Source organism: Bradyrhizobium sp. Ce-3 (assembly GCF_022835695.1).
Lineage (GTDB): Bacteria > Pseudomonadota > Alphaproteobacteria > Rhizobiales > Xanthobacteraceae > Bradyrhizobium.
The window spans coordinates 768861-793018 of sequence record NZ_BQUV01000001.1; the positions used below are offsets into that span (position 1 = coordinate 768861).

Consider the following 24158-nt stretch of genomic DNA (forward strand, 5'->3'; position numbering starts at 1 on the left):
GACGAGCCGGAATTGGCAAGCTTTTCCAGAGGGATAAACGGATAAACGGATCAGGAGCATCTGCCATGAGCCAGCATGAAACGTCTTTCAAGGCCGAAAGCCAGGTTCCGGCCGAGACCGCCAAGCAATTGATCGCCACCCCGGAAACGGCCAAGCCGGCCGCCACCAAGGGCAAGCTGCGCCGCCTGCTGCTGACCGGCGCGGCCCTCGCCGTCCTCGCGGGCGGGGCCTGGTACGGCTGGGACTACTGGACGGTCGGCCGCTTCCAGGTCTCGACCGACGACGCCTACGTCAAGGCCGACAACACCACCATTGCGCCGAAGGTTTCGGGCTATCTCAGCGCGGTGCTGGTCGGCGACAATGAGCAGGTGCGCGCCGGCCAGATCCTGGCGCGGATCGACGAGCGCGATTTCAAGGTCGCGCTGGATCAGGCCAAGGCCGACGTCACTGCCGCCGAAGCCGCGATCACCAGCAAACGTGCCCAGCTCGATGTGCAGCACTCGGTGATCGAGGCGGCGCGCGCGACGCTTGCGGTAGATACTGCGACGCAGACTTTTGCCGAGCAGGAGAACAAGCGTTACACCGACCTCGCCGGCACCGGCTTTGGCAGCGTGCAGAACGCGCAGCAGGCGCAGTCGCGCTACGCCAGCGCGCAGGCCGCTATCGTTCGCGACACCGCAAACCTCGCCTCCGCCGAGCGCCAGGTGGAACTGCTCAAGGCCGAGATCGCCCAGGCGATTGCGGCGTTGGGACGGGCCACTGCCCTGCAACACCAGGCCGAGCTCAATCTCAGCTACACCACCATCACCGCGCCAATCGACGGCGTTGTCGGCAACCGCACGCTGCGCACCGGCCAGTACGTCCAGGCCGGCACGCAGTTGATGTCGCTGGTGCCGGCCACCGGCGCCTATGTGATCGCGAACTTCAAGGAGACGCAGCTCACCAATGTCCGCAAGGGCCAGCCGGTCGAGATCGAGGTCGACATGTTCCCCGGTCAGCTCGTACGCGGCCATGTCGACAGCCTCGCGCCGGCGAGCGGCCAGGAATTCGCGCTGCTGCCGCCTGATAACGCCACCGGCAACTTCACCAAGGTGGTGCAGCGCATCCCGGTCAAGATCGTGCTCGACGCAACCAATGTCGACCTGCGGCCGGGCATGTCGGTGATCCCCTCCATCGCGACGCTGTCGCATCCTGCCGGTGAAACGCCGCGCTCCAGCACCTCTCCCAAGCTTGCTGTCGCCTCATTCAAATAGGTGATGTCATGTCCGATCTCGCGCTCTCCTCCCCCGCCGCGGCTTCCCCCGCCGCCACCGTGGATCCCAATCGCGCCAGTGTGACCGTCTGGATCTCGATCCTGGCGGCCATGATCGGCGCCTTCATGGCGATCCTCAACATCCAGATCACCAATGCTTCGCTGCTCAACATCGAGGGCGGCATCGGAACCGGCGTCGACAACGGCTCCTGGATCTCGACGTCCTATCTGATCGGCGAGATCGTGGTGATCCCGCTCACCGACTACCTCAGCCGGGTGTTCTCGTTCCGCAAGATCATCATCACCTTCGCCACGCTGTTCGCTGCCTTCTCGGTCGCCTGTGCCTTCACCCACGATCTGCCCTCGATGATCGCGATGCGCGGCCTGCAGGGCTTCTTTGGCGGCGTGCTGATCCCGATGGCCTTCACACTGGTGTTCACCAAGCTGCCGAAGGTGCAACAGCCGATCGGGCTGGCGATGTTCGCGCTTGCCGTGACCTTCGCGCCGGCGATCGGCCCGACCATCGGCGGCTACCTCACCGAGAATTACGGCTGGCAGACCATCTTCTTCGTCAACGTGATTCCGACCGCTGTCATGGTCGCCACCCTCTATTTCACGCTGGAACGCCAGCCGATGCAGCTCCATCTGCTGCGCGAGGGTGATTGGCTCGGCATCGCCACGATGGCGATCGGCCTGTCGTCGCTGCAGGCGGTGCTGGAGGAAGGCAACAAGGACGACTGGTTCGGCTCGCCCTTCATCGTCAAGCTCGCGGTGATCGCAGCCGTCAGCCTGACCCTGTTCATCTGGATCGAGCTTGTCGTCGAGAAGCCGCTGCTCCGGCTGCGGCTCCTGACCCAGCGCAGCTTCGGCTTCGGCACGATCTCGGCGGTGTTCGTCGGCTTCGCCCTGTTCGGCTCGGTCTATCTGCTGCCCGCCTATCTCGGCCAGGTGCAGCGCTACAATGCCGAGCAGATCGGCCAGGTGCTGGCCTGGACCGGTCTGCCGCAGCTGATCCTGATCCCGCTGGTGCCGAAGCTGATGCAGCGTTTCGATGCCCGCCTGATCGCGTTCACCGGCATGGCGCTGTTCGCTGTCTCGTCCTTCATGAACATCCAGATGTCGCTCGACTATTCCGGCGACCAGTTCTTCTATCCGAACATCGTTCGCGCTGTCGGCCAGGCGATCACGCTGGCGCCGCTGTCCGCCATCAGCCTCGGCAGCGTCGCGCCGCAGGATGCGCCGGCGGCCTCCGGTATCTCCAACATGATGCGCAATCTCGGCGGCGCGATCGGCACCGCGCTGCTCTCGACCATCGTCACCAAGCGCGAGCAGTTCCACTCCAACATCATCGGCCAGTCCGTTCATCTCGGCCGCGACGAGGTACGCACCCGGATCGCCGAGGTCACCAACTACTTCCTCAGCCACGGCATCTCGGACCCCGCCACCGCACACAGCCAGGCGATCGTGGCGATCGGCAACATCGTGAAGCGTCAGGCATTGGTGCTCGGCTTTAGTGACGCCTTCGCGGTGATCGGCGTCGTACTGGTGCTCGCCGCGATCGCGATCGTTCTGACCGGCAAGCCGAAGAGCGCGGCAGGCGGCGCCGGCGCGCATTGAACGCGGGGGCGGCGGCCACGGCTGCCGCCCTGCCCCTAGCTCGCCTCGCGCAGCTTGAAGCGCTGGATCTTTCCGGTCTGGGTCTTCGGCAACGCCTCGACAAAGGCGATCGCGCGAGGATATTTGTACGGCGCGATCGTCGCCTTGACGTGATCCTGCAACAGCTTGACCTCGACATCGTCGCTGCGCGCGCCCTGTTTCAGGACGATGAACGCGGAGACGATCTGTCCCCGCTCCTCATCGGGCGCGCCGATCACCGCACACTCCGCGACATCGGGATGCCCGAGTAGCGCGGCCTCGACTTCGGGACCGGCGATGTTGTAGCCCGCCGAGATGATCATGTCGTCGGCGCGCGCCACGAACGACAGCCGGCCGTTCTCGTCGCTGACGAAGGCATCGCCGGTGATGTTCCAGCCATCGCGAACATATTTGGTCTGCCTGGCGTCGGCGAGATAGCGGCAGCCGGTCGGACCGCGAACCGCCAGCTTGCCGACCTGGCCTGCCGGCAGCTCGTTCATGTCTTCGTCGACGATCTTGGCGTGATAGCCCGAGACGGGCGTACCGGTGGTGCCGGCGACGGCGCTGCCGGCGCGGTTGGTGATGAAGATATGCAGCAGCTCCGTGCTGCCGATGCCGTCGAGGATCGGCTTGCCGGTCTTTTTGGTCCAGCTCTCGAACACCGGCGCCGGCAGCGTCTCGCCGGCCGAGACCGCGAGACGCAGCGACGACAGATCGGCACCCTTGTCCATTGCCGCCATCATCGCGCGATAGGCGGTCGGCGCGGTGAAGCAGATCGTCGCCTTGTAGGTCTCGATGATCCGGATCATCTCGCTCGGCGCCGCGTTCTCGAGCAGCGTCGCGGTGGCGCCGAAGCGCAGCGGAAAGATCGCCAGTCCCCCGAGGCCGAACGTGAACGCGAGCGGCGGCGAGCCGACGAACACGTCGTCCGGCGTCACCTTGAGCACCTCCCTGGCGTAGCCGTCCGCGACGATCAGGAGATCGCGATGGAAATGCATCGTCGCCTTGGGTTCGCCCGTGGTTCCCGACGTGAAGCCGAGCAGCGCGACGTCGTCACGGCCGGTCTTCACCGCATCGAACTTGACCGGCTTGTTCAGCGCGATCCGGTCGAGCTCGGCGTCGTGGTTTTGCGTGCCGTCGAAATTGACGACCTGCTTGAGGAATTTGCTGGTCTTGGCGCAGGCCACCAGTTCGTCCGCGATGCGGCTGTCGGTCAGCGCCAGCGCAATCTCGGCCTTGTCGACGATCTTGGCCAGTTCGCCGGCGCGCAGCATCGGCATCGTGTTGACGACGACGGCGCCAGCCTTGGTCGCCGCGAGCCAGGCCGCGACCAGCGCCGGATTGTTGCCGGAGCGGATCAGGACGCGATTGCCGGGCTTGACGCCGTAATTCTCCACCAGCGCATGCGCGAGACGGTTCGACCAGTCGGTCAATTCCTTGTAGGTGCGCTGGCGACCGTTGCCGATCAGCGCGATCCGATCTCCCATCCCCCGCTCGACGATGCGATCGGTCAATTCGACCGCGGCGTTGAGATAATCCGGATATTGAAACTCCGGCTGGTCGAGCAGCAGCTGCGGCCACTGCGCTGACGGCGGCAGGTTGCGCCGCGCGAAATCGTCAATATGCCCAGAGGGGCCGAGCTCGAGAAATTCACCTGACATTCGATTGCCCCTCGCTTTCCATCCAGAAAGGCCAAGACCAATTTCGAAAAGACCAATTTCGAAAAGACCAACGTCGAGAAGAACAAGGACGCCCGGCAGCGTTCCAGTCGCCAATCATTTTATACTTAAAATAATTTGGTGCAAGGGTGGAGAATGGCTGCGGACCCTGGAATCTCAGATCTGTGTGAGCTGCTTCAACCGGGCGACCATGGCCGACTCCGGATCGGCGAGCGGTGCGATCGCGGTGAAATGATTGGCATCGGGCACCGTGCCGAACCGCGTCGCCACGCCCGCGCTGCCCCAGACATCGGCGATGGTCCGGCTCTGCCGGTGATATTCGGCGCTCTCGGCGCCGCCAACCACCGCATCGAGCGTCGCGCCAGCGGGCGCTTTCCAGAGCAGCGGGCTCGCCGCCCTTGCTGCGTCGCGATCGAGGCCAAGCGCCTTGTTGATGGAGGTGCCGACCAGCGGTTCGAGCTCGAACAGGCCGGAGATCGCGTAAGCAGCCCTGACCAGATTGTTCGGCAGCGCCGCATCATAGACCGGCCAATCGGTCGCGAGCATGCATGCGGCAAGATGTCCGCCGGCGGAGTGTCCCGACACGACCAGCGGCCGGCCCAGCTTTGCCAGCTCGCGGCACGCCGCTCGCATCTCGCTGATGATGTCGCTGATCGAGACATGAGGGCAGAGATCGTAGCTCGGCACCGCGACGCTGATACCGTGTCCATTGAGCCCGCGCGCGCAATGGCTCGACGACGAACCATCCAGCGCCTGCCAATAACCGCCGTGGATGAAGACCACGAGCGGCCCGCCGCGGTCGCCCTCGAACAGATCGATGACGTTGCGGCTGCCGGGACCATAGCTCAGCCGCCGCGGCGGATGCTGCTCGCGATAGGCCGCGGAGTCCCGCGCCCAGCCGGCCATCAGCGCCGGGTTTTCCGGCACCCGCGCGCGGTTGTTGTATTCGACCTCGTAATCGATCTCGCTCACGGCCTAAGCTGTCCTCGCCTTGGCGGAGCGCTGCGCCGAGCCCTTGGCCTTGGCGAGCAGCCGCATCAGTTCGCGGATATCCTTCGGCGAGAGGTCGCCGAAGATATCGGCGATCCATTTCTCGTGCTCGGCCGCCATCTTGCGGAATTCGGCGCGGCCGAGCTTGGTCAGCCGGATGAACTGCACGCGGCGGTCGGTCTCCGAGGTGCGACGGTCGAGATGGCCCGACTCCACCAGGCGCTCGACCAGCCCGGTGACGTTGCCATTCGACACCATCATCCGCTTCGACAGGTCCGACAGCGTCATGCCGTCGGACACCTTGTCGAGCTGAGCCATCAAGTCGAAGCGCGGCAGCGTGACGTCGAACTTCTCACGCAATTGGCTGCGTACCTCGCCTTCGATCAGGGTGGTGCAGGTCAAGAGGCGCAGCCACAGCCGGAGCTCGGTGCCGTGATCGTCGGGCAGTTCGACGGCTTTGGTTTCGGAATCGAGGTTCATGCGGCGATCGTGCCTCCGCGGCGGGTTCCGGTCGGACCAATTACTTTGAGCTTCAAACAATTCGCGGCGCGCCGCAAGGACAATTGCGAATCCGACCCGATACGCCGGGTTAAACTGCAATTTCTTTAAACTTCAAGCAATTGGCGCGGCGCTTGCATGTGCCGCGCCTGCATGGTGCGCGACGATCGCCTGACGCGATGCCACATCGCTTGCAGCGGTTGCACGCGTCAGACTAAGCTGAGGCCAAACGGGCTGAAGCCTGAGCACAAGAGCAAGGTTGGGGGAGAGATATGAAGCAGTTGACGAAACTTGCGGGATTGGCGGCGCTGCTGGGTATCGCGGTCACTCCGGCGAATGCGCAAGACAAGATCAAGATCGGCGTGCTGGTGACGACCTCGGGCCCGGCCGCTGCGCTTGGCCAGCAGGTCCGCGACGGCTTTGCGCTCGCGATCAAGGACCTCGGCGGCAAGATGGCCGGCCGCGATGTCGAGATCGTCAACGCCGACGACGAGTTGAAGCCCGACGCCGCCGTGGTCAAGGTGCGTGGCCTGCTCGAGCGCGACAAGGTCGATTTCGTGGTCGGCCCGATCTTCTCCAACATCCTGCTCGCGATCCACCGCCCGGTCACAGAGAGCAAGACCTTCCTGATCAGCCCGAATGCCGGCCCCTCCAGCTACGCCGGCAAGGAGTGCAACCCGTTCTTCTATGTGACGTCGTACCAGAACGATCAGGTGCACGAGATCCTCGGCAAGGTGGCGCAGGACCGCGGCTACAAGCGCGTCTACCTGCTGGTGCCGAACTATCAGGCCGGCCGCGACTCCGTCGCCGGCTTCAAGCTCGACTACAAGGGCGAAATATCAGAGGAATCCTACACGCCGCTGAACACGCTGGATTTCCAGCCCGAGCTCTCCAAGATCGCTGCGCAGAAGCCGGACGCGCTGTTCACCTTCATGCCGGGCGGCATGGGCGTGAACCTGGTGAAGCAGTACAAGCAGGCCGGCGCCACCGTGCCGGTGCTGTCCGCCTTCACCGTCGACGAATCCACCCTGCCCGCACAGCAGGACGCCGCGGTCGGCATGTTCGGCGGCGCCAATTGGGCGCCCAACCTGGACAATCCCCAGAGCAAGAAGTTCGTCGCGGCCTATGAGGCGGCCTACAATGGCGTGCCCGGCACCTACGCCATGCAGGCCTATGACGCGGCGCTTCTGATCGACAGCGCGGTCAGGGCGGTGAAGGGTGATCTCTCCAACAAGGACGCGGTCGCGGCGGCGCTGAAGAAGGCCGACTTCACCTCGCTGCGCGGTAACTTCAAGTTCAACAACAACGGCTATCCGATCCAGGATTTCTACCTCACCAAGGTCGCGAAGCGGCCCGACGGCAAATTCCAGACCGAGATCGTCGAAAAGGTATTTTCGAACTATGGCGACCGCTACGCCAAGGACTGCGCGGCCAAGTAAGCATTCATGGCGTTTTCAAGCGAAGTGGACACCGGTTCGCGTGAAGAAAACGCGTCAAATGAAGATGAGGAAACATGACGATGAAAGACGAGATCGCCGGCATCACCCGCGCCAATGAGGGCATCCAGGGCATTTCCTGGAGCATCCTCGGCCAGACCTACGTGCCGAAGAGCCGTTCCGAGCATTCGTTCTCCTGGCACGCCACCTTCCCGCCGGGCACCTTCGTGCCGCCGCACATCCATCCCGACCAGGACGAGTATCTCTACATCCTCGAGGGCAAGCTCGACTTCATGCTCGACGGGGCCGATGAGTCAGCCACGCCAGGCGATCTTGTGCGCCTGCCGGCGGGCAAGCCGCACGGCATCTTCAACAAGTCGCAGCAGCCGGCCAAGACGTTGTTCTGGGTGTCGCCGACCCGCCGGCTCTACGACCTGTTCTGGGCGATCCACAACATGAAGGAGCAGAACCCGGAGGACGTGGTGCGGCTCGCCGCCGAGCACAACATCCACTTCCTGCCGCCGCCTCCGGCGTAAGTTACGCGCCGGCTTCTCTCCGTCATCCTGAGGAGCCGCGAAGCGGCGTCTCGAAGGATGCACGGCCCGGCTCGTGGCCCTCGACCCTTCGAGACGCGCGCAAATGCGCGCTCCTCCAGCGACAAAGGCGAAGCCTTTGCGCGGGGGTGACGGGTCGACGGATCGGACGTTGCCCGCTACTGCCGCGCCACCACGCGCGCGGCGAAGCCGGCCTTCGCGGCATAGCCGCGCACGATCGCCTCGCGCGCTTCGTAATTGAGGATGGTGTCGACGTCGGTAAAGCCCTGCGGCGCGAGTTGCTCGACGGCGTCGATCACGCCTTCCGGTCCGCCGCGGCGGTTGGAGGCGACGATGTCGGCGGTCATCGGCAGCCGCTGCCGCTCGTAGGCCGCCAGCGCCTGACGCGGATGCTCGGCTCGCGCCAGCATGTCGGCAAGGCAGCGCGCATCGAGAATGGCTTGCGATGCGCCGTTCGAGCCGACCGGATACATCGGATGCGCGGCATCGCCGAGCAATGTGACGCGGCCGCTCGACCAATGCGGCAGCGGATCGCGGTCGCAGCACGGATACTCCCAAAATTCCGGCGTCGCGTTGATCAGGCCGGCGAAGTCGACCTGCGGGATCGTGAAACCAGTGACGTAGGGCATCATCTCGTCGCGCCGGCCGAGATTGGACCAGCCCTCGCGGCGCGGCGGTGGTGAGGTGCCGTCGCCGATCCGCACCAGCACGGCCCAATTGGTGAGGCGGCTCGCCGGGCTCGAGCCTGGCGCGATCGGATAGATCACGGCCTTGGCGTTCAGCCCGCCGGCGATGATCATCGAACGTCCGGTCAGGAAAGCCGGCCAATCGGTCGCGCCGCGCCACAGCATCAATCCGTTCCAGCACGGGCCGCCCTCATCCGGAAACAGCGCCTCGCGTACTTTGGAGTGGATGCCGTCGGCGCCGATCAGGATGTCGCCGCGCGCGGTGTGCACATGGGCCCCGCTGCGATCGAAGAAATAGGCCGACACGCCGCCCTCGTCCTGCGTGAAGGAGCCGAGCCGGCAGCCGGTGCGGATCGCATCCGCACCGAGACGCTCGATCACGGCCTGATGGATCACGCTTTGCAGGCGGCCGCGATGAACGGAGAATTGCGGCACGTCGTGGCCGGCATCGAGCCCGCGCTTCTCGTGCCAGACCTGCTGGCCATGCCGCGTCAGATAGAACAGCTCATGGGTACGGATCGCGACCTCGTCGAGCTTGTCGAGCAAGCCAAGCCCCGCCAGTTCGCGGATCGCATGCGGCAATGTGTTGATGCCGACGCCGAGCTCGCGGATCGTCTCCGATTGCTCGTACAGCTCGCAACTGATGCCGCGCGAGCGCAGCATCAGCGCGGTGGTGAGGCCTCCGATGCCGCCTCCGACGATAATCGCCTTCATCGTCCCTTACTCCACTCACAACAGGACGTTTTTACGCTTTCGCCTAGGGTCGCATGCCCGGTTGTCCGGCCGCAAGCGGGTTTGTCGCGTCAAACTCCGGTCGGGCCCCGCTGCTTTGGCTTAGGCTTAACATTGCTTCAGCGTACCCCAATCTAGCCCCGTCACCCCCGCGCAAAGGCTCCGCCTTTGTCGCTGGAGGAGCGCGGAACGCGCGTCTCGAAGGGTCGACGGCCACCAGCCGGGCCGTGCATCCTTCGAGGCTCGTTGCGCTCGCACCTCAAGATGACGGGATTGGCAACGGCTCATTCCCGATCAATCCGGCACCACCGCGAAGGCCTGGATTTCCACCTTGGCGCGATCCTCGATCAGGCCCGCAACCTGGATCGCAGTCATCGCCGGAAAGCGCCGGCCGATGACGTCGCGGTAGACGACGCCGATCTCCTTCAGCCGCGCGGAATATTCCTTGCGGTCGAGCAGGTACCAGGTCATCGACACGATGTGCTCGGGCCCGGCCCCGCCGGCGGCGGCAACCGCGACGATGTTGCGCAGGGTCTGGCCGATCTGCGCCACGAGATCGTCGGTCTCGAACACGCATTGCCCGTTCCAGCCGATCTGGCCGGCGATGAAGAGCTGTTTGCCGCGCGCGGCCATGCCGTTGGCGTAGCCGATCGGCTTCGCCCATCCATCCGGTTGCAGGATCTCGATCATCTCAATTGCCCTCGAAGGCGGGTTTCTGCTTGGCGGCGAAGGCCTCGAAGGCGCGGCGGAAATCGCCGGTCACCATGCAGATCGCCTGCGCCTGCGCTTCGGATTCGATCATCTCGTCGACGCCCATCGCCCATTCCTGGTTGAACATCGTCTTGGTCACGCCATGCGCGAACCATGGTCCGTCCGCAAGCGAGCGCGCCATGTCATGCGCGGCAGCGGCGAGCTCCGCCGGCGGCACCAGGCGGTTGTGGAAGCCCCACGCAAAGCCTTCGTCGGCACTCATCGCCCGTCCGGTGTAGAGCAGATCGGCGGCGTGGCCCTGCCCGATCACGCGCGGCAGCAATCCGCACGCACCCATGTCAGCGCCGGCGAGGCCGACGCGGGTGAACAGGAACGCGGTCTTGGCCTGCGGCGTCGCCAGTCGCAAATCGGAGGCCAGCGCCAGCATCGCACCGGCCCCGGCGCAGATGCCGTCAATCGCAGCGACGATGATCTGCGGGCATTTGCGCATCGCGCGCACCACCTCGCCGGTCATCCGGGTGAAGGCGAGCAGGTCCGGCATCGCCATCCGCGTCAAGGGCTCGATGATCTCGAACACGTCGCCACCGGAGCAGAAATTGCCCTCGGCACCGGTCAGCACGATGGCGCGGACATCGGAGGCGTATTTGAGGTTGGTGAAGAGATCGCGCAGCTCCTCGTAGGACTCGAAGGTCAGCGGGTTCTTCTTGTCCGGCCGGTTCAGCGTGATGGTGGCGACGCGGCCGCTCGCATCGGTCTGCCAGCGGAAGTGCTTGGCGGGATAATCCCTGAACGGACGGAGCTTGGCTTTCATCTCGGACATGATTTCTTCCTTCACCCGGTAAAGACCTCACCGCCGGCGATCGCGACGGCTTGTCCGTTGATTGACGATGCGCCTTCGGAGGCCAGCCAGAGGATGCTGTCGGCGACCTCCTCCGGCGTCACCAGCCGCTGCATCGGATTGACCTTGGCAAGCGTGGCGCGCGCCTCCTGCTCGCTGCGTCCGGTCTTGGCGACGATATTGGCGGCGGCATCGGCCACCAGCGGCGTGTCGGTATAGCCCGGACAGACCGCATTCACGGTGACGCCGCGCCGCGCATATTCCAGCGCCAGCGAGCGCGTCAGGCCGATGACGCCGTGCTTGGCCGCGACATAGGCCGAGACATAGGCGTAACCGGTGAGGCCGGCGGTCGAGGCGACGTTGATCACCCGGCCACGGCTGCGCTGCGCCATGCCCGGCAACACGGCGTGCGTGACCAGGAACACGCTGGAGAGATTGCTCGCCAGCATGTCGGACCACAGCGCCGCATTCGTCTTGTCGAACGGCGCGCTTCCGGCCTTGCCGGCATTGTTGACGAGGATGTCGATCGGGCCTGCTTCTGCCTCGATCTGCGCAACGCCTTTGGTCACCGCGGCCTCATCGGTCACGTCGATCGACACAACGGTCCCCGCCTGTTTGCCGAGCGACGCCGCAGTCGCCTTCAGCGCGTCGATCCGGCGCCCGGCGATGCTGACGCGCACGCCGGCCTTCGCCAGTGCGATCGCGGTTGCGGCGCCGATGCCGGAACCGGCACCGGTCACCAATGCGTGGGCGTTGGGCCAGAACCGTGTCATGCCTTCACTCCGGCGGCGGCGCGTTCGAGATTGGCTTCGTATTGCGGCTTGCCCGACAGATACTGCTTCGGCCAGGCGATCTGCTTGACGCCGATCTTGGCGGCCTCATGCAGTGTCCAGGCCGGATCGGCCAGATGCGGCCGCGCGATGGCGCAGAGATCGGCGCGGCCGGCGGCGATGATCGAGTTGGCGTGATCCGCCTCCGAGATCGCGCCGACCGCAATGGTGGCGATGCCGACCTCATTGCGGATCTTGTCGGCGAAGGGCGTCTGATACAGGCGGCCATAGATCGGGTGATCGTCGGCCCAGACCTGGCCCGAGGAGCAATCGATCAAATCGGCGCCGGCTGCCTTGAACAGCTTTGCGAAGGCGAGCGCGTCCTCGGGCGTGTTGCCGCCCTCGGCCCAGTCGTGACAGGACAGGCGCACCGACATCGGCTTGTCCTCCGGCCACACCGCGCGGATGGCGCGGAACACCTCTAGCGGATAACGCGCGCGGTTCTCGATCGATCCGCCGTAGTCGTCGGTGCGGTGGTTGGTCAGCGGCGAGAGGAAGCTCGACAGGAGATAGCCGTGGGCGCAGTGCAGCTCCAGAATATCGAAGCCGGCACCGACGGCGCGCCTGGCCGCGGCAACGAACTGCTCGCGCACCTCATCCATCTCGGCGCGGCTCATCGGCTCCGGAATCTGGCCGTCAGACAGATAGGGCACCGCCGAGGCCGACACCAGCGGCCAGTTCTGTTCGGGCAGCGGTGCGTCCATGCCTTCCCAGGCGACGCGCGTCGAGCCCTTGCGGCCGGCATGGCCGAGCTGGATGCCGATCCTGGCTTGCGAATTCTGGTGCACGAAGTCGACGATGCGCTTGTAGGCCACCGCCTGCGCGTCGTTCCACAAGCCGCAGCAGCCCGGCGTGATACGCGCCTCCGGCGAGACGCAAGTCATCTCGGTGAACAGCAGACCGGCGCCGCCGAGCGCGCGGGAGCCGAAATGCACCAGATGGAAATCGTTCGGAACGCCCTCCTCCGCCGAATACATCGCCATCGGCGAGACGATGATCCGGTTGTGCAGCGACAGGCCGCGGATGTGGAACGGCGTCAGCATGGGCGGCGTGACCCGGTCGTTGGTGGCGGGCACGCCATTGCGCTCCGCGAACCAGCGCTCATAGCCTTCGAGCCAGGTCTTGTCGCGCAGCCTCAAGTTCTCGTGGCTGATGCGCTGCGAGCGGGTCAGCAGCGAATACATGAACTGCTCCGGCTCCAGCGTGTCGGCATAGCGCGAGCCGACCACCTCGAACCATTCCATCGCGTTGCGCGCGGCGTTCTGGATCCGCGCCACATCGACCCGCCGCAGATCCTCGTAAGCCTTCAGCACGGCGGGAATGCTGTCCCTGGTCGCGCCGTGGATCTTGAACTGGTTGGTCAGCTCGATCGCGTCTTCCAGCGCGAGCTTGGTGCCCGAGCCGATCGCGAAATGCGCGGTGTGGGCGGCATCGCCCATCAGCACGACATGGCTGTTACCGTTGAACGCGGTCCACTTGCCGCAGATCAGCCGTGGGAACGACAGCCAGGCCGAGCCGCGCAGATGCCGCGCGTTGGAGACCAGATGATGCCCTTCGAGGATCTCGGCGAACACATTCTCGCAGAACGCGATGGAGTCGTCCTGCTCCATTTTGTCGAGGCCGTGGGCGAGATACGCCTCCTCGGTGGTCTCGACGATGAAGGTCGCCGCGCCCTCCTCGAACTTGTAGATGTGCGCCTGGAACCAGCCGTGCTCGGTCTTCCGGAAGTCGAAGGTGAAAGCGTCGAACGGCCTGTTGGTGCCGAGCCAGATATAACGGTTCGGCCGCATCAGCATGTCGGGCTGGAAGGCCTCGGCATACTTGGCGCGGATCTTCGAGTTGACGCCGTCGCACGCCACGATCAGGTCGGCGTCGGGAAACTCCAGGTCGGAATTCACCTCGCGCTCGAAGATCAATTCGACGCCGAGCTCCTCGGCCCGGGCCTGCAGGATATTGAGCAGCCGCTTGCGGCCGATGCCGACGAAGCCGTGGCCGGTGGTGCGCATGCGGCGGCCCTTGATCAGGACCTCGATGTCGTCCCAGTGGTTGAACGCCTGCTCGATCGTGTCTGCGGTGACCGGATCCCATTTGCGCATGTTGTCCATGGTCGCATCCGAGAACACCACGCCGAATCCGAAGGTGTCGTAGGGCCGGTTGCGTTCGACCACGGAGATCACGTGCGCGGGATCCAGCATCTTCATCAGGATGCCGAAATAAAGCCCGGCCGGCCCGCCTCCAATGCAAACGATGCGCATGGCGTTCTCCCGTTGGCTTCGGCGAGCTGGATACGGAGCGGTGTTCCCATCGATGCCGATGAGGAGATAATATTTTATACTTAAAATAATTGCAAGAGCCGAATGGGACCGCGCCCACAGCTGTCGTCCCTGCGAAAGCAGGGACCCCATAACCCCAGACCCCTATTGTTGAAATAAGCTGCGGCCCCAGCGCTGTAACCCAACAGCAGTTGGTGGCTATGGGTCCCTGCTTTCGCAGGGACGACACCGAATGTGAGGCGGCTGGCACGCTCCCATCAACTCGTCATTCCGGGGTGACGCGGAGCGTCGAGCCCGGAATCCATCAAGCCGCATCATGCCGGCAGAATGGATTCCGGGCTCTCGCTTCGCGAGCCCCGGAATGACAGCGAAAGACGTCGCGCCGCGCGACCTCAATGCACCGCGGCGTACAGGATCTTGTCCTGGGTGGCATCCGCCGCATCGAACTCGGCGACGATGCGGCCGGTGCGGGCGACCAGTATGCGATCGGAGACGGCGAGGATCTCCGGCAGATAGGATGAGATCACCACCACCGCCTTGCCCTCGTCGGCGAGACGGCGGATCTCGCCATGGATATGCGGGATGGTGCCGACGTCGACACCGCGGGTCGGCTCGTCGAAGAAGATGATCGACGGCTCCTGCACCAGGGTCTTGGCCAGCACCACCTTCTGCTGGTTGCCGCCGGACAGCTCGACGATCCGCGCCTTGCGTTGCAGGGCGCTGATCTTGAGCCGGTCGACCCAGTAACTGGCGAGCTTGCTGCGCTTCGCGCGCGACAGCAGCAAGCTCCAGCCCTTCCGCGTGGCGAGGCTGCCGATATAGACGTTGTCGTCGACCACCATGGTCTCGAAGAAGCCGTTGGCCTTGCGGTCCTCGGTGATGTAGGCGATGCCGTCATTGATCGCCTGCCGCGGCACGCGATAGCGGATCGGCTTGCCGCGCAGCCGGATGGTGCCGCCGTTGACCAGGTTTCGCTTCAGCGCGCCGTAGACGATCTTGGCAATCTCGGTGCGGCCGGAGCCGATCAGGCCGGCGATGCCGACCACCTCGCCGGCATAGACCGAGAACGACATGTTCTTGACCTGCATGCCCATGGTGACGTTTTCGACCGTCAGCACCTTCTCGCGGCGCTGATGGGTTTTCGCTTTGCCGCCATAGACCGCCTGCGCCACCTCGCGCCCGACCATGTGCTGCACCAGCGCATCGCGCGTGAGCTGCTTGGCGGGCGCCGTGATCACCAGCTTGCCGTCGCGCAGCACGGTGATGCGGTCGGCAATCTGCAGCGATTCCTCCAGCGCATGCGAGATGTAGATGATCGAGACGCCGCGGGCGCGCAAATCGCGCACCAGATGGAAGAAGTGGACGATCTCCTCCGGCGTCAGCGACGCGGTCGGCTCGTCGAAGATGATGATGCGCGCCTTGTTGTAGATCGCGCGCGCGATCTCCACCATTTGCTTCTTGGCGGTGCCGAGCAGCGCCACCGGCGTAGCCGGATCGACGTGGAAGTTCAGCGACTGCAGCAGCTGCTGCGCCTGGATGTTCAGGGTGCGGAACCGCGTCAAGAGCTTCTCGTTGCCGAGCTCGATGTTCTGCGCCGCGGTCATGGTCGGCACCAGGCTGGTCTCCTGATAGACCATGCAGATCCCGGCATCGAGCGCATCGCGCGGCTGCTCGAAATTGGCGGGCTTGCCGTCGAGCAGATAGTCGCCGGAGGTGAGATTGATCGCACCCGCGATCGCCTTGCACAGCGTCGACTTGCCGGCGCCGTTCTCGCCGACCAGCGCATGCACCTCACCGGGATAGAGATCGAAATTGACCCCCTCGATGGCGTGGACGCCGCCATAGATCTTCGAGCCGTTGCTGATCCGCAGCACCGGTTCGCGGCTTGCGGTCTGGGTTGCGGCCGCTGCCTGCGTCACGCCGTCGTTCATCGCAGCTCTCCCGTGTAGCGCAGCAGCCGTCCGGCGCCACGCGCCGCGATCACGATGCCCGATGGCACAGCGCAGGCGGCGGTGATGCCGTGAAAGCGGCCGCCGGCGCGGCTGTGCAGGCTGTCGCTGGCCTCACCCTCGGCATCGAGATGCACCAGCAGGCCATAGGAGCGCGGCGGCGCCCATGGCTTCTGGATGCCGAGTGCCTTGACGCTGCCGATCTGCATCGGCTCCAGGCAATCGCTGCCGCCGGTGAGCGCCGGCGCCACCCAGTAATCGGGCGGCATCGTCGCCATCATCTCCTCGCGGAAGTCGTCTTCCTTGAGCACGAACTCGATCAGATGCGTGCGGCGCGCGAACATGGCGAGCAGCAGCCCGCCATGGCCGTCCGGATGCAGCCGCGCCGGATAGCCCGCCATGTTGGCGGCGATGGTCTCGCGCGGACCAAGCTCATTGCCGGTGAGCGCAAACCGGCTGAGGCGATGCGCCCAGCTTTCGGTGAGCCACAGGCTGTTGCCGTCAGCAGAAACCATCACGCCATAAGGATATGGCAGATCGCGCAACAGCACCTGCGGATTGTCGAGGCCGCCACCGCAGCCGATCAAGCGGCCGGAGGCGCGCTTCTCCATCAAATCGTGCCGCCACTCGCCCGGCCGGCGGCCGGCGCTGCCTTCCACGGCATAGATGCGGCCATCGGGCGCCGCCGTGACCGACAATAGCCCGGTGAGCGCGCTGCCGCCGGCGGACTCCAGCCAGCGCGGCGCGGGCTTTGCGGGATCGATCGCGGCAAGCCCCCGGCCCGCGACGCAGACCAGAAGGCGGCCGTCCGGATGCAATGCGAGCCCGCCGGCATCGTCCTCGAACTCGGCGACGACCGTGCGGGTCGAGAAATCCGCAGCGCTGAGCCTCAGCACCTGGCGGCCGGCGGAAACGAACACCGCGCCGTCGCCGGCGGCGATGACATCGTCGACGCCGGGAAGCGGCTCGCCGATCGGCACGGCTGTATCGAGCCGGTCGTTCGGGCTCAGCGCGCCGTCGAGCGGCGGGATCGCGTTCTGGCCGCCGTCGCGGTCGATGACGCTGCGGATGTCGCGCAGCAGATGATCGAAGAAGCCCATTACGTCGTCACCCTGCTCTTGGAGCCCCAGTACGCGTCGTAGCCGGTCCAGCTGTCGTCGACGCCGTCGAGCTTGATGCGCCCGATCCGGTTGTTCTCGAGCCCGCCGAGATAGAGATAGCCCTGGTGCTCGCGCATCGAGGTCAGGGTCGAATGCGAGATGCCGGTCGGGTCCCACCAGGATTCCAGCGCCTCGCCGTTCTCGTTGAACTTCAGCACGCAGCCATGGTTGAGCGCCGGCGCCAGCCACTCGTCGGTCGGCACCTGCTTGACCATGCGTAGCCGGAAACCGGGTTTTCGCGCGGCAAGGTCGAAGGTCGGCGTGCGGATGCCGACCAGCGCCAGCCAGTAGGTGCCGTCGGAGGCGCGGTTGATGTTGTCGGGATTGCCCGGCAACTCGTCCATCAGCACTTCGGTCTTGCCCTTGCTCGGCCCGTCGATCCAGTGCCGGAACACCTTGCACAGCGAGGTCGACGCAATCAGGATCGACTTGCCGTCATGTGAGACACAGATCCCGTTCGGGAAATAGAAGTGGTTGATCACCGTCCGCGTGGTCTTGGTCGCCGGGTCGTAGCAGACCACGCGGCCGTTCGGCCGGCCCTCGAGGATGTCGAGGGTGTTGGTGGTCATCTCGTAGCGCGTGGTGCAGTCGCTGAAATAGATCTTGCCGTCCGGCGCGATGTCGAGGTCGTCGGCCATGCGCAGGCGGCTGTCGTCGTTCAGCTTGTACCAGGTACGGTTGGTCTCGTCGGTGACCTTGAAGATGCGGCCATCGGGCGCGACGCCGTAGACGCCCATGCCGGCGACCGCGACGATCAGGTTCTCGTCGCGATCGAACTGCATGCCGAGCGGCCGGCCACCGATATGGGCGAACACCTCCCGGGTTTTGAAGTCAGGTCCGGAGAAACGGATCACATTGCCGTCGCGGGTCGAGCCGTAGAGCCGGCCCTGGCGATCGAGGATGACGTCCTCGGGGCCCTCGACCTGGTCAACGCCGATCGCCTGCGCCTTGATCAGCCGGTCGTTCTGCGCGTAGGGCGAGGCCGCGCCGGGCTGCACCGCCGGCGCCGAGGCGAGCGGCACGAAGGCCGGATTGACGTAGATCTTCTGGATCGCCTTGCCGCGGTTCTTCGACCATTTGACGTCGATGCCGACGGCGGCGAGCAGGATCATGCCCGTCACCGCCGAGGTGACGTAGCCCGGGATGCCCATCCGCACGAGACCGTTGATCAGGAGGAAGATGATCAGCGCGCCGATCATCGCCCGCCACACCGTGCCCTTGCCGCCGGCCAGCGACACACCGCCGAGCACCACCGCGGTCAGCGCCTGGAATTCCCAACCCACGCCGGTGGTGGAATCCGTGGAGGCCTGACGTGCCGCATAGAAGATGCCGCTCGCCGCGCACAGCGTGCCCGACAGCACATAGGTCATGAACAGCATCAAGCGGACGCGGATGCCGGCATGGCGCGCCGCCTTGCGGCTGGCGCCGATCGCGGTGAGGTGCCAGCCATAGCGCGAGCGCGACAGGAAGATGTGGCAGATCAAAAGCACCACGAACAGCGTCGCGGCATTGACGGGGATCCCGAGCACGCTGCCGCCGCCGATGAAATCCCAGGCGTCGCTCTCGACCGAATTGGTGGCGAACACCTGCGCGTAGCTGGTGTTGAGCAGATTGACCGAGGCGCGCAGGATGATCAGCGTCACCAGCGTAGTCAGGAACGGCCGCGTCTTCAGGAAGCCGATCAGAAAGCCGTTGATGCTGCCGAGCAGCGCCCCGACCAGCAGCGTCGCCGGCACGGCAAGGCCGACCGGCCATTCGCGCACCAGCAGGAAATACAGCGCGGCGAAGTTGCACAGCGCAAAGATCGCGCCGACCGACAGGTCGATGCCGCCGGTGACGAGGCAGAAGCCCATCGCCAGCGCGACGAAGCCGAATTCGGCGAACAGCCGCAGCAGCGACACCGAGTTCTGCACCGAGGCATAGTCGGGAATGGTGAGCGCGAAATAGGCCCACAGCCCGATCATCACGGTGAAGGGCACGACCGGCTCGAACCACTGTTTCAGCAACAGCTCCGAGAGCAGCAGCCGGGGTGAGAACCGCCGCACCGATGCAGCAAAGGAATCGACAGCCATCGACATCGCCAAAGCACTCCCTCGATCCGGTTTTCAGAGTTCCGGATTCTGATCCTTGATACAGCCGGCGCGGGAATGCCCCCCGCGCCGGCTGCCCCGCGCCTTGTTAGTTCTTCTTCGGTAGCGCGAAACAGTTGGCGCCGGAGGCGTTCGACTTATCGAGCCAGATCGGTCGCGTGTAATAAGACAGGTTTTTCGCCCCGGGCTTGTCGCCGGACATCAGCAGCGTCTCTGCCGCGAACATCAGGTCGTGACCCTGCTCGGTCGCCTTGTAGCTCAGGAATTTGTCGAAGTTGCCGGAGGTGACCTGGTCGCAATCGAGTTGCGAGCCCTCGCCCGAGGCGAACACCTTCACGTCGTCGATCTTGCCGGCATTGCGGATCGCCTGTGCGGCGCCCGACTCCATGATGCCCCAGAATCCGATCGAGGCGCAGAGGTCGGGATGCTGCTGGATCACGGTCGCGGTGATATTGAGCGCGGTGTTGGCGTCCCAGTTCGCCGCCTGGTTCGACACCACCTTGATATTCGGATCCTTGTTCAGCACATCCATGATGGCGCCGACCTGGTCGACGCTGGCGGCCGCGGTCAGTTCGCCCTGCACGATCTGCACCTTGCCGGACTTGCCGGAGCCGGTGCCGCAAGCCTTGACGGTCTCGTTGGCGAGCATCCTGCCGATCTCGCGCCAGTCCACGCCGACAAAGGCGCCCGACTTGTAGTTCGAGGCCATGTTGACCTGGATCACATGCGTGCCCTGGCTCTCAGCGCGCTTGAGGTCCTTCATCAGCAGGGTCACGCTCGGATTCTGCACGATCAGGACGTCGGGCTTCTGGTCGACCAGCGCGGTCAGCGCCTGCTGCATGGCGGACGGATTGTTATTGGGATCGCGCACGACATATTTCATGCCGCGCCACTCGGCCTCTTCCTGCACCACGCGGCCCCATTCGTCGGACAGCGGCACGCCGAGCGCGATCGGCAGGTAGGCGATGGTCTTGCCCTGCAGTGACTTGTCGTAGGCGGCGCGCAGCTCGCGCCCGGCCTTGGTGCCTTCCTCCTGCGCCGATGCCGCGAACGGCATCCCGGCGAGCGTCACGCCGGCGAGCAGGATCGTCCAGAACTTGGTCGTCTTCATCGTCTCCTCCACAAGAAATTTCTTTTGATTGATTGGATTTCTTTTTGATTGGCGCGGCGCGCTCAGTCGTCTTGTTTCAGTCCCCTTGCCGCGCGGTCTCCTCGTCGCGGGGATGCAGCCAGTTGTCGAGCACGATGGCGGCCAGCAGCACCACGCCCTTGATGATGTTCTGCACCTCGCTGTTGACGTCCATGATGGTGAAGGCGTTGAGCAGCGTGCCGATCAGAACGCAGCCGACCACGACGCTGAACACGCTGCCGCGGCCGCCGATCAGGCTGATGCCGCCGATCACGACGACCAGCACGACGTCGAAGATCATGGTGCCCTGGGTGATCGCCATCTGCATGCTGCCGGTGGTGCCGACCCAGACCAGGCCTGCAATCCAGGCGAGCAGCGCAACCAATACGTGCTCCAGCACGATCAGCGGACGCAGCGGAATGCCGGTTAGCCGCGCGGCCTCCGGATTGTCGCCCTGCGCATAGATGAAGCGGCCGATCGAGGTGCGCGACAGGAACAGATGCATCGCGATCGCGCAGACCGCGAACACCAGGATCGGAACCGGGACGCCGAACAGCCGTCCGGCGCCGAGATACATCAGGCCCGGCGCGTCCTTCGGCGCATAGACCACCCAGGCCGGCGCGATCCAGAACGCAAGGCCATAGATCACGAAGCCGGCGGCGAGCGTCACGAACAGCGCCGGCGCCTCGACGAAGGCGACCATGACGCCGTTGACTACGCCGATCAGCACCGCGATGGCCAGCGCCAGCAGCACTGCCGTGAAAACGGGCATGCCGTTCTGCATGTAGATCAGCGCGATCGCCCAGGAACCCGCCATGATCGCGACCTCGGAGAGGTCGATGCCGCGGCTGATCACGATCAGCCCCATGCCGAGGCCGAGCACGCCGAGGATGGAAATACTGCGCAACAGATTCAGGAGGTTGGATACGGTGGCAAAGCCGTTCAGGGTCAGCCCGAATACGACCAAAAGCGCGATCGTGATCAGGAGCACGATCTGCTCCTGGCTCGGCTTTGCAAACATTGCGCCCGAGCGAGATGATGCCGCAGGGACAGCAACGCCGCGCGATGGCGATTGCACGCTCATCGTTTCCTCCAGGTATTATTTTGCTTGAGACTTTAAGAGTGCCAACTCATATTCGTCAAATGCATTCGACGGATACGGATTGATTATTTCCATGCATGTACGCGATATCGATCTGAACCTGTTCGTCGTGTTCGACGCGATTTACACGGAAGGCGGCGTCAGCCGGGCCTGCTTCCGCCTCAATCTGACCCAGCCCGCGGTCAGCCATGCGCTGAGCCGGCTGCGCGCGATGTTCAACGATCCGCTGTTCGTGCGCCGCCATCACGTGATGACGCCGACGCCGCTGGCGCGCCAGATCATCACCACCGTGCGCCAGGCGCTCAACGGCCTCGAGACGACGCTGACCCACACCAACCGGTTCGATCCTGCCAAGACGCCGAAACGGTTCGTGATCGGCCTGCGCAACAATCTCGAGGCGCCGATGCTGAGCGCGCTGATCAACCGCATCAGCGCGGTGGCGCCGCTGGTCGAGATCGCAACCGTGCGCAGCGAGCGCAACAATCTCGAACGCGAGCTTGCCGCCGGCACGCTGGATGTCGCCATCGATACGCTGCTGCCGCTCTCGGCGGAGGTGCGGCGCGAGCAGATCCTGACCGAGCATATCGCGGTGTTCGCCCGCCGCGGCCATCCCGAGCTCGGCGCGCGGCTCGACAAGAAGGCTTACCTGCGCATGGAGCATGTCTGCGTGACGTCGCGGCGCAGCGGCGTGTCGTTCGAGGATTTCCAGCTGCAGCGCCTCGGGCTGACGCGCACGGTGCGCCTGACCTGCCAGAATTTCGCGACCGCCTGCCACGTCGTGAGCCGCAGCAACATGCTGCTGACGGCGTCGGAGAGTGCGGCCTCCATTCTCGAGGACCCCGGGCTGTTGCAGTGCTTCCCCTGCCCGTTCCCGATCAGCCCGCACGTCAATTACCTCTACTGGCATGCCACCGCCGAGGGCGACACCACCAATCAATGGCTGCGCGAGCAGCTGCGCGCCGCCGCGGCGTCGCTGGCGGGCAGCCGCTTCAGCAAGAAGAACCGGCGGGCGGCAAAGACCGGCCCCAAGGTGACAATCCCGATCCCGACCAGCATCGCGGCGGAATAGCGGCGCTCCACGCCGATCACATGCCGCTCAGACCGCTGTCGACCGCGAGCGTCTGCGCGGTGACGTAGACGCTCTCATCCGACATGAAGAACAGCACGGCATAGGCGATCTCCCACGCCGTCGCCTGGCGGCCGAACGGAACGTGGCCCTTGCCGCGCGACGGCCGTCCGGCGCCGGCCTCGCGGCCGTTCGGGGTATCGACCAGCCCGGGATAGACCAGATTGGCGCGGATGCCGCGCCGCGCGCCGGTGTGCGCGATGTTGCGCATCAAGCCGCCGAGCGCGGCCTTGGAGGAATCATAGACCGCCATCTGCGATCCCGCCTTCAGCGCCGCGATCGAGGAGATGAACACGATCGAGCCGCCGTCGTCGAATTTCGGCAACGCGGCGCGGCAGCACAGCATCGGGCCGCGGACATTGACGTCGTAGATCCTGTTCCATTCCTCCGCGCTGACATTGTCGAGCCCGGTCTTGCCGAAGGTGCCGATGTTCAGCACCATGCCGTCGAGCCCACCCATTGCGTGATGAGCTTCATCAATCATCCTGATGACGTCGGCTTCCCTGGTGACGTCGGCGGCGATCGCGAAACCACGGCCGCCGTCGGCAGCGATGCGCGCAACCGTGTCCTCCGCGGAGGCAGGGTTGAGGTCGGCGACCGCGACATGCGCGCCCTCGCGCGCGAACAGCAGGCTCATGGCGCGGCCATTGCCGATCGGATCGGTCGCGGCGTCGAACACACGCTGGCCGCCGCCGACCACCAGGATGCGGCGGCCGTTGAGACGTCCCCTGCCTGGCGCCGTGCCCGAGGATTCCGCGCTCAGCGGACGGACATAGCGCTCCGGTTTGGGGTCTTGCGAAGGCTCCGACATCTCGTCAACCCCGCTTCTTGCCGCCTTCGAACACGGCCATGCCGGCGGCTGGATCGAGATCGGTCTCGGTCGCCTCGGTCAGCCGCGCCATCATCATGTAGAAGCCGAGCGCGACGATCGCCTCGACGATCTCCTGATCGCTGAAATGCCCGCGCATCGCAGCGAAGACCGCGTCACTGACGCGCACCTTCTCGACCACCTCGCGGCCGAAGCCCAGCAGCGCGCGCTCGGCGGCGTCGAGCGCGGCATCATCGTACTTGCCGCACTCGACGGCATCGATCTGCGCCTGCGTGACGCCGACGCCGAGCGCGATCGGCACATGCTGGCGCCACTCATAGGCGCCGCCCTCGAGCTGCGCGGCCTGCAGGATCAAGAGCTCGCGGTTGACCGCGGAGAGCTTCTGCTTGTGCAGGATCGAATTGGCGAGCCGCATCGCCGGGATCATGTTGGCCTCGGCATGGGCCATCATGCGGAAGATGTTGAGCTTGACCGGCATGCGGTCGAATGAGGCGCGGATCTCGCCGCTGGTCGTCTCCGGATCAATCAGGGGCAGCCTTGCCATGCGTGTCTCTCCCTTTGTTTCTTGTTCGTTGTCTTTGGTCCGGCTTCCCGGCGCGTCCACCTAATGCACCCCGCCGACCGAGATCAAGCAGGCTGGCCGGGATGACCCGGATTGC

General features: G+C 65.1%; 20 protein-coding genes. 5 read left to right on the plus strand and 15 right to left on the minus strand.

The genetic code is table 11. The annotated features are described in order from the left end of the window. Positions 1 to 65 precede the first annotated feature (65 nt). Entirely contained in the window at positions 66 to 1253 is a 1188-nt protein-coding gene (locus BRSPCE3_RS03610) for an HlyD family secretion protein (protein ID WP_244064292.1), read from the plus strand. An 8-nt stretch (positions 1254 to 1261) separates the two neighbouring features. Continuing rightward, entirely contained in the window at positions 1262 to 2869 is a 1608-nt protein-coding gene (locus BRSPCE3_RS03615) for a DHA2 family efflux MFS transporter permease subunit (RefSeq protein WP_375709854.1), read from the plus strand. Positions 2870 to 2904: 35 nt separating this feature from the next. Here the strand turns inward: BRSPCE3_RS03615 and BRSPCE3_RS03620 are convergent, their stop codons facing one another. From BRSPCE3_RS03620 to BRSPCE3_RS03630, 3 genes are all read right to left on the minus strand, one after another. After that, positions 2905 to 4548: a benzoate-CoA ligase family protein gene (locus BRSPCE3_RS03620; RefSeq protein WP_244064293.1), complete on the minus strand. Its 1644-nt coding sequence runs from the start codon at positions 4546 to 4548 to the stop codon at positions 2905 to 2907. A gap of 174 nt (positions 4549 to 4722) precedes the next feature. Beyond that, the gene (locus BRSPCE3_RS03625) at positions 4723 to 5538 is read right to left on the minus strand and encodes an alpha/beta hydrolase (protein WP_244064294.1); all 816 of its coding nucleotides are present in this window, start codon (positions 5536 to 5538) and stop codon (positions 4723 to 4725) included. Positions 5539 to 5541: 3 nt separating this feature from the next. Beyond that, positions 5542 to 6036: a MarR family winged helix-turn-helix transcriptional regulator gene (locus BRSPCE3_RS03630; protein ID WP_097670770.1), complete on the minus strand. Its 495-nt coding sequence runs from the start codon at positions 6034 to 6036 to the stop codon at positions 5542 to 5544. 290 nt (positions 6037 to 6326) lie between these two features. Between BRSPCE3_RS03630 and BRSPCE3_RS03635 the strand changes: the two genes are divergently transcribed. Next, positions 6327 to 7493 (plus strand): ABC transporter substrate-binding protein, encoded by a 1167-nt coding sequence (locus BRSPCE3_RS03635; RefSeq protein WP_244064295.1) that lies wholly within the window; start codon positions 6327 to 6329, stop codon positions 7491 to 7493. 80 nt (positions 7494 to 7573) lie between these two features. Continuing rightward, a complete protein-coding gene (locus tag BRSPCE3_RS03640) occupies positions 7574 to 8026 on the plus strand; it encodes a cupin domain-containing protein (protein WP_244064947.1) in 453 nt (150 codons plus the stop codon). Positions 8027 to 8202: 176 nt separating this feature from the next. On the opposite strand, the gene BRSPCE3_RS03645 is transcribed toward BRSPCE3_RS03640, so the two are convergent. The 10 genes from BRSPCE3_RS03645 to BRSPCE3_RS03690 all read right to left on the minus strand — a co-directional run bounded on the left by BRSPCE3_RS03645 (position 8203) and on the right by BRSPCE3_RS03690 (position 21433). Further along, positions 8203 to 9444: a flavin-dependent oxidoreductase gene (locus tag BRSPCE3_RS03645; protein WP_244064296.1), complete on the minus strand. Its 1242-nt coding sequence runs from the start codon at positions 9442 to 9444 to the stop codon at positions 8203 to 8205. 312 nt (positions 9445 to 9756) lie between these two features. Next, positions 9757 to 10152 (minus strand): RidA family protein, encoded by a 396-nt coding sequence (locus tag BRSPCE3_RS03650; RefSeq protein WP_244064297.1) that lies wholly within the window; start codon positions 10150 to 10152, stop codon positions 9757 to 9759. Between the two features lies 1 nt (position 10153). Next, positions 10154 to 10993, minus strand: coding sequence for an enoyl-CoA hydratase family protein (locus BRSPCE3_RS03655; RefSeq protein ID WP_244064298.1), 840 nt, complete (start codon positions 10991 to 10993; stop codon positions 10154 to 10156). An 11-nt stretch (positions 10994 to 11004) separates the two neighbouring features. Further along, entirely contained in the window at positions 11005 to 11784 is a 780-nt protein-coding gene (locus BRSPCE3_RS03660) for an SDR family NAD(P)-dependent oxidoreductase (RefSeq protein ID WP_244064299.1), read from the minus strand. Then, positions 11781 to 14096, minus strand: coding sequence for a bifunctional salicylyl-CoA 5-hydroxylase/oxidoreductase (locus tag BRSPCE3_RS03665; RefSeq protein WP_244064300.1), 2316 nt, complete (start codon positions 14094 to 14096; stop codon positions 11781 to 11783). The genes BRSPCE3_RS03660 and BRSPCE3_RS03665 overlap by 4 nt, the downstream gene beginning before the upstream one ends. A 410-nt stretch (positions 14097 to 14506) precedes the next feature. Beyond that, positions 14507 to 16045, minus strand: a complete 1539-nt coding sequence (locus BRSPCE3_RS03670) for a sugar ABC transporter ATP-binding protein (protein ID WP_244064301.1) — start codon at positions 16043 to 16045, stop codon at positions 14507 to 14509. Continuing rightward, positions 16042 to 17163: an SMP-30/gluconolactonase/LRE family protein gene (locus BRSPCE3_RS03675; protein ID WP_244064302.1), complete on the minus strand. Its 1122-nt coding sequence runs from the start codon at positions 17161 to 17163 to the stop codon at positions 16042 to 16044. The genes BRSPCE3_RS03670 and BRSPCE3_RS03675 overlap by 4 nt, the downstream gene beginning before the upstream one ends. Continuing rightward, on the minus strand, positions 17163 to 19295 hold the full coding sequence (locus tag BRSPCE3_RS03680) for an SMP-30/gluconolactonase/LRE family protein (protein ID WP_309296288.1): 2133 nt from the start codon (positions 19293 to 19295) through the stop codon (positions 17163 to 17165). Before BRSPCE3_RS03680 ends, BRSPCE3_RS03675 begins: the two co-directional genes overlap by 1 nt. A 106-nt stretch (positions 19296 to 19401) precedes the next feature. Next, positions 19402 to 20424 carry a sugar ABC transporter substrate-binding protein gene (locus tag BRSPCE3_RS03685; protein ID WP_244064304.1) on the minus strand — a complete coding sequence of 341 codons (1023 nt, stop codon included), beginning with the start codon at positions 20422 to 20424 and terminating at the stop codon, positions 19402 to 19404. Between the two features lie 76 nt (positions 20425 to 20500). Continuing rightward, positions 20501 to 21433, minus strand: coding sequence for an ABC transporter permease (locus BRSPCE3_RS03690; RefSeq protein ID WP_244064305.1), 933 nt, complete (start codon positions 21431 to 21433; stop codon positions 20501 to 20503). A gap of 184 nt (positions 21434 to 21617) precedes the next feature. Here BRSPCE3_RS03690 and BRSPCE3_RS03695 point away from each other — a divergent pair, with 184 nt between their 5' ends. Then, a complete protein-coding gene (locus tag BRSPCE3_RS03695; protein WP_244064306.1) occupies positions 21618 to 22613 on the plus strand; it encodes a LysR family transcriptional regulator in 996 nt (331 codons plus the stop codon). Positions 22614 to 22629: 16 nt separating this feature from the next. Here the strand turns inward: BRSPCE3_RS03695 and BRSPCE3_RS03700 are convergent, their stop codons facing one another. Further along, entirely contained in the window at positions 22630 to 23481 is an 852-nt protein-coding gene (locus tag BRSPCE3_RS03700) for an SDR family NAD(P)-dependent oxidoreductase (RefSeq protein ID WP_244064307.1), read from the minus strand. Between the two features lie 4 nt (positions 23482 to 23485). Continuing rightward, complete coding sequence (locus BRSPCE3_RS03705; protein WP_244064308.1) at positions 23486 to 24043, minus strand: carboxymuconolactone decarboxylase family protein; 558 nt, start codon at positions 24041 to 24043, stop codon at positions 23486 to 23488. Positions 24044 to 24158 lie beyond the last annotated feature (115 nt).

Coding starts and splice junctions, on each gene's coding strand:
- BRSPCE3_RS03610 (WP_244064292.1), top strand. CDS start 66: ATGAGCCAGCATGAAACGTCTTTCAAGGCCGAAAGCCAGGTTCCGGCC.
- BRSPCE3_RS03615 (WP_375709854.1), top strand. CDS start 1,262: ATGTCCGATCTCGCGCTCTCCTCCCCCGCCGCGGCTTCCCCCGCCGCC.
- BRSPCE3_RS03620 (WP_244064293.1), bottom strand. CDS start 4,548: ATGTCAGGTGAATTTCTCGAGCTCGGCCCCTCTGGGCATATTGACGAT.
- BRSPCE3_RS03630 (WP_097670770.1), bottom strand. CDS start 6,036: ATGAACCTCGATTCCGAAACCAAAGCCGTCGAACTGCCCGACGATCAC.
- BRSPCE3_RS03635 (WP_244064295.1), top strand. CDS start 6,327: ATGAAGCAGTTGACGAAACTTGCGGGATTGGCGGCGCTGCTGGGTATC.
- BRSPCE3_RS03640 (WP_244064947.1), top strand. CDS start 7,574: ATGAAAGACGAGATCGCCGGCATCACCCGCGCCAATGAGGGCATCCAG.
- BRSPCE3_RS03645 (WP_244064296.1), bottom strand. CDS start 9,444: ATGAAGGCGATTATCGTCGGAGGCGGCATCGGAGGCCTCACCACCGCG.
- BRSPCE3_RS03650 (WP_244064297.1), bottom strand. CDS start 10,152: ATGATCGAGATCCTGCAACCGGATGGATGGGCGAAGCCGATCGGCTAC.
- BRSPCE3_RS03655 (WP_244064298.1), bottom strand. CDS start 10,993: ATGTCCGAGATGAAAGCCAAGCTCCGTCCGTTCAGGGATTATCCCGCC.
- BRSPCE3_RS03660 (WP_244064299.1), bottom strand. CDS start 11,784: ATGACACGGTTCTGGCCCAACGCCCACGCATTGGTGACCGGTGCCGGT.
- BRSPCE3_RS03665 (WP_244064300.1), bottom strand. CDS start 14,096: ATGCGCATCGTTTGCATTGGAGGCGGGCCGGCCGGGCTTTATTTCGGC.
- BRSPCE3_RS03670 (WP_244064301.1), bottom strand. CDS start 16,045: ATGAACGACGGCGTGACGCAGGCAGCGGCCGCAACCCAGACCGCAAGC.
- BRSPCE3_RS03675 (WP_244064302.1), bottom strand. CDS start 17,163: ATGGGCTTCTTCGATCATCTGCTGCGCGACATCCGCAGCGTCATCGAC.
- BRSPCE3_RS03680 (WP_309296288.1), bottom strand. CDS start 19,295: ATGGCTGTCGATTCCTTTGCTGCATCGGTGCGGCGGTTCTCACCCCGG.
- BRSPCE3_RS03685 (WP_244064304.1), bottom strand. CDS start 20,424: ATGAAGACGACCAAGTTCTGGACGATCCTGCTCGCCGGCGTGACGCTC.
- BRSPCE3_RS03695 (WP_244064306.1), top strand. CDS start 21,618: ATGCATGTACGCGATATCGATCTGAACCTGTTCGTCGTGTTCGACGCG.
- BRSPCE3_RS03700 (WP_244064307.1), bottom strand. CDS start 23,481: ATGTCGGAGCCTTCGCAAGACCCCAAACCGGAGCGCTATGTCCGTCCG.
- BRSPCE3_RS03705 (WP_244064308.1), bottom strand. CDS start 24,043: ATGGCAAGGCTGCCCCTGATTGATCCGGAGACGACCAGCGGCGAGATC.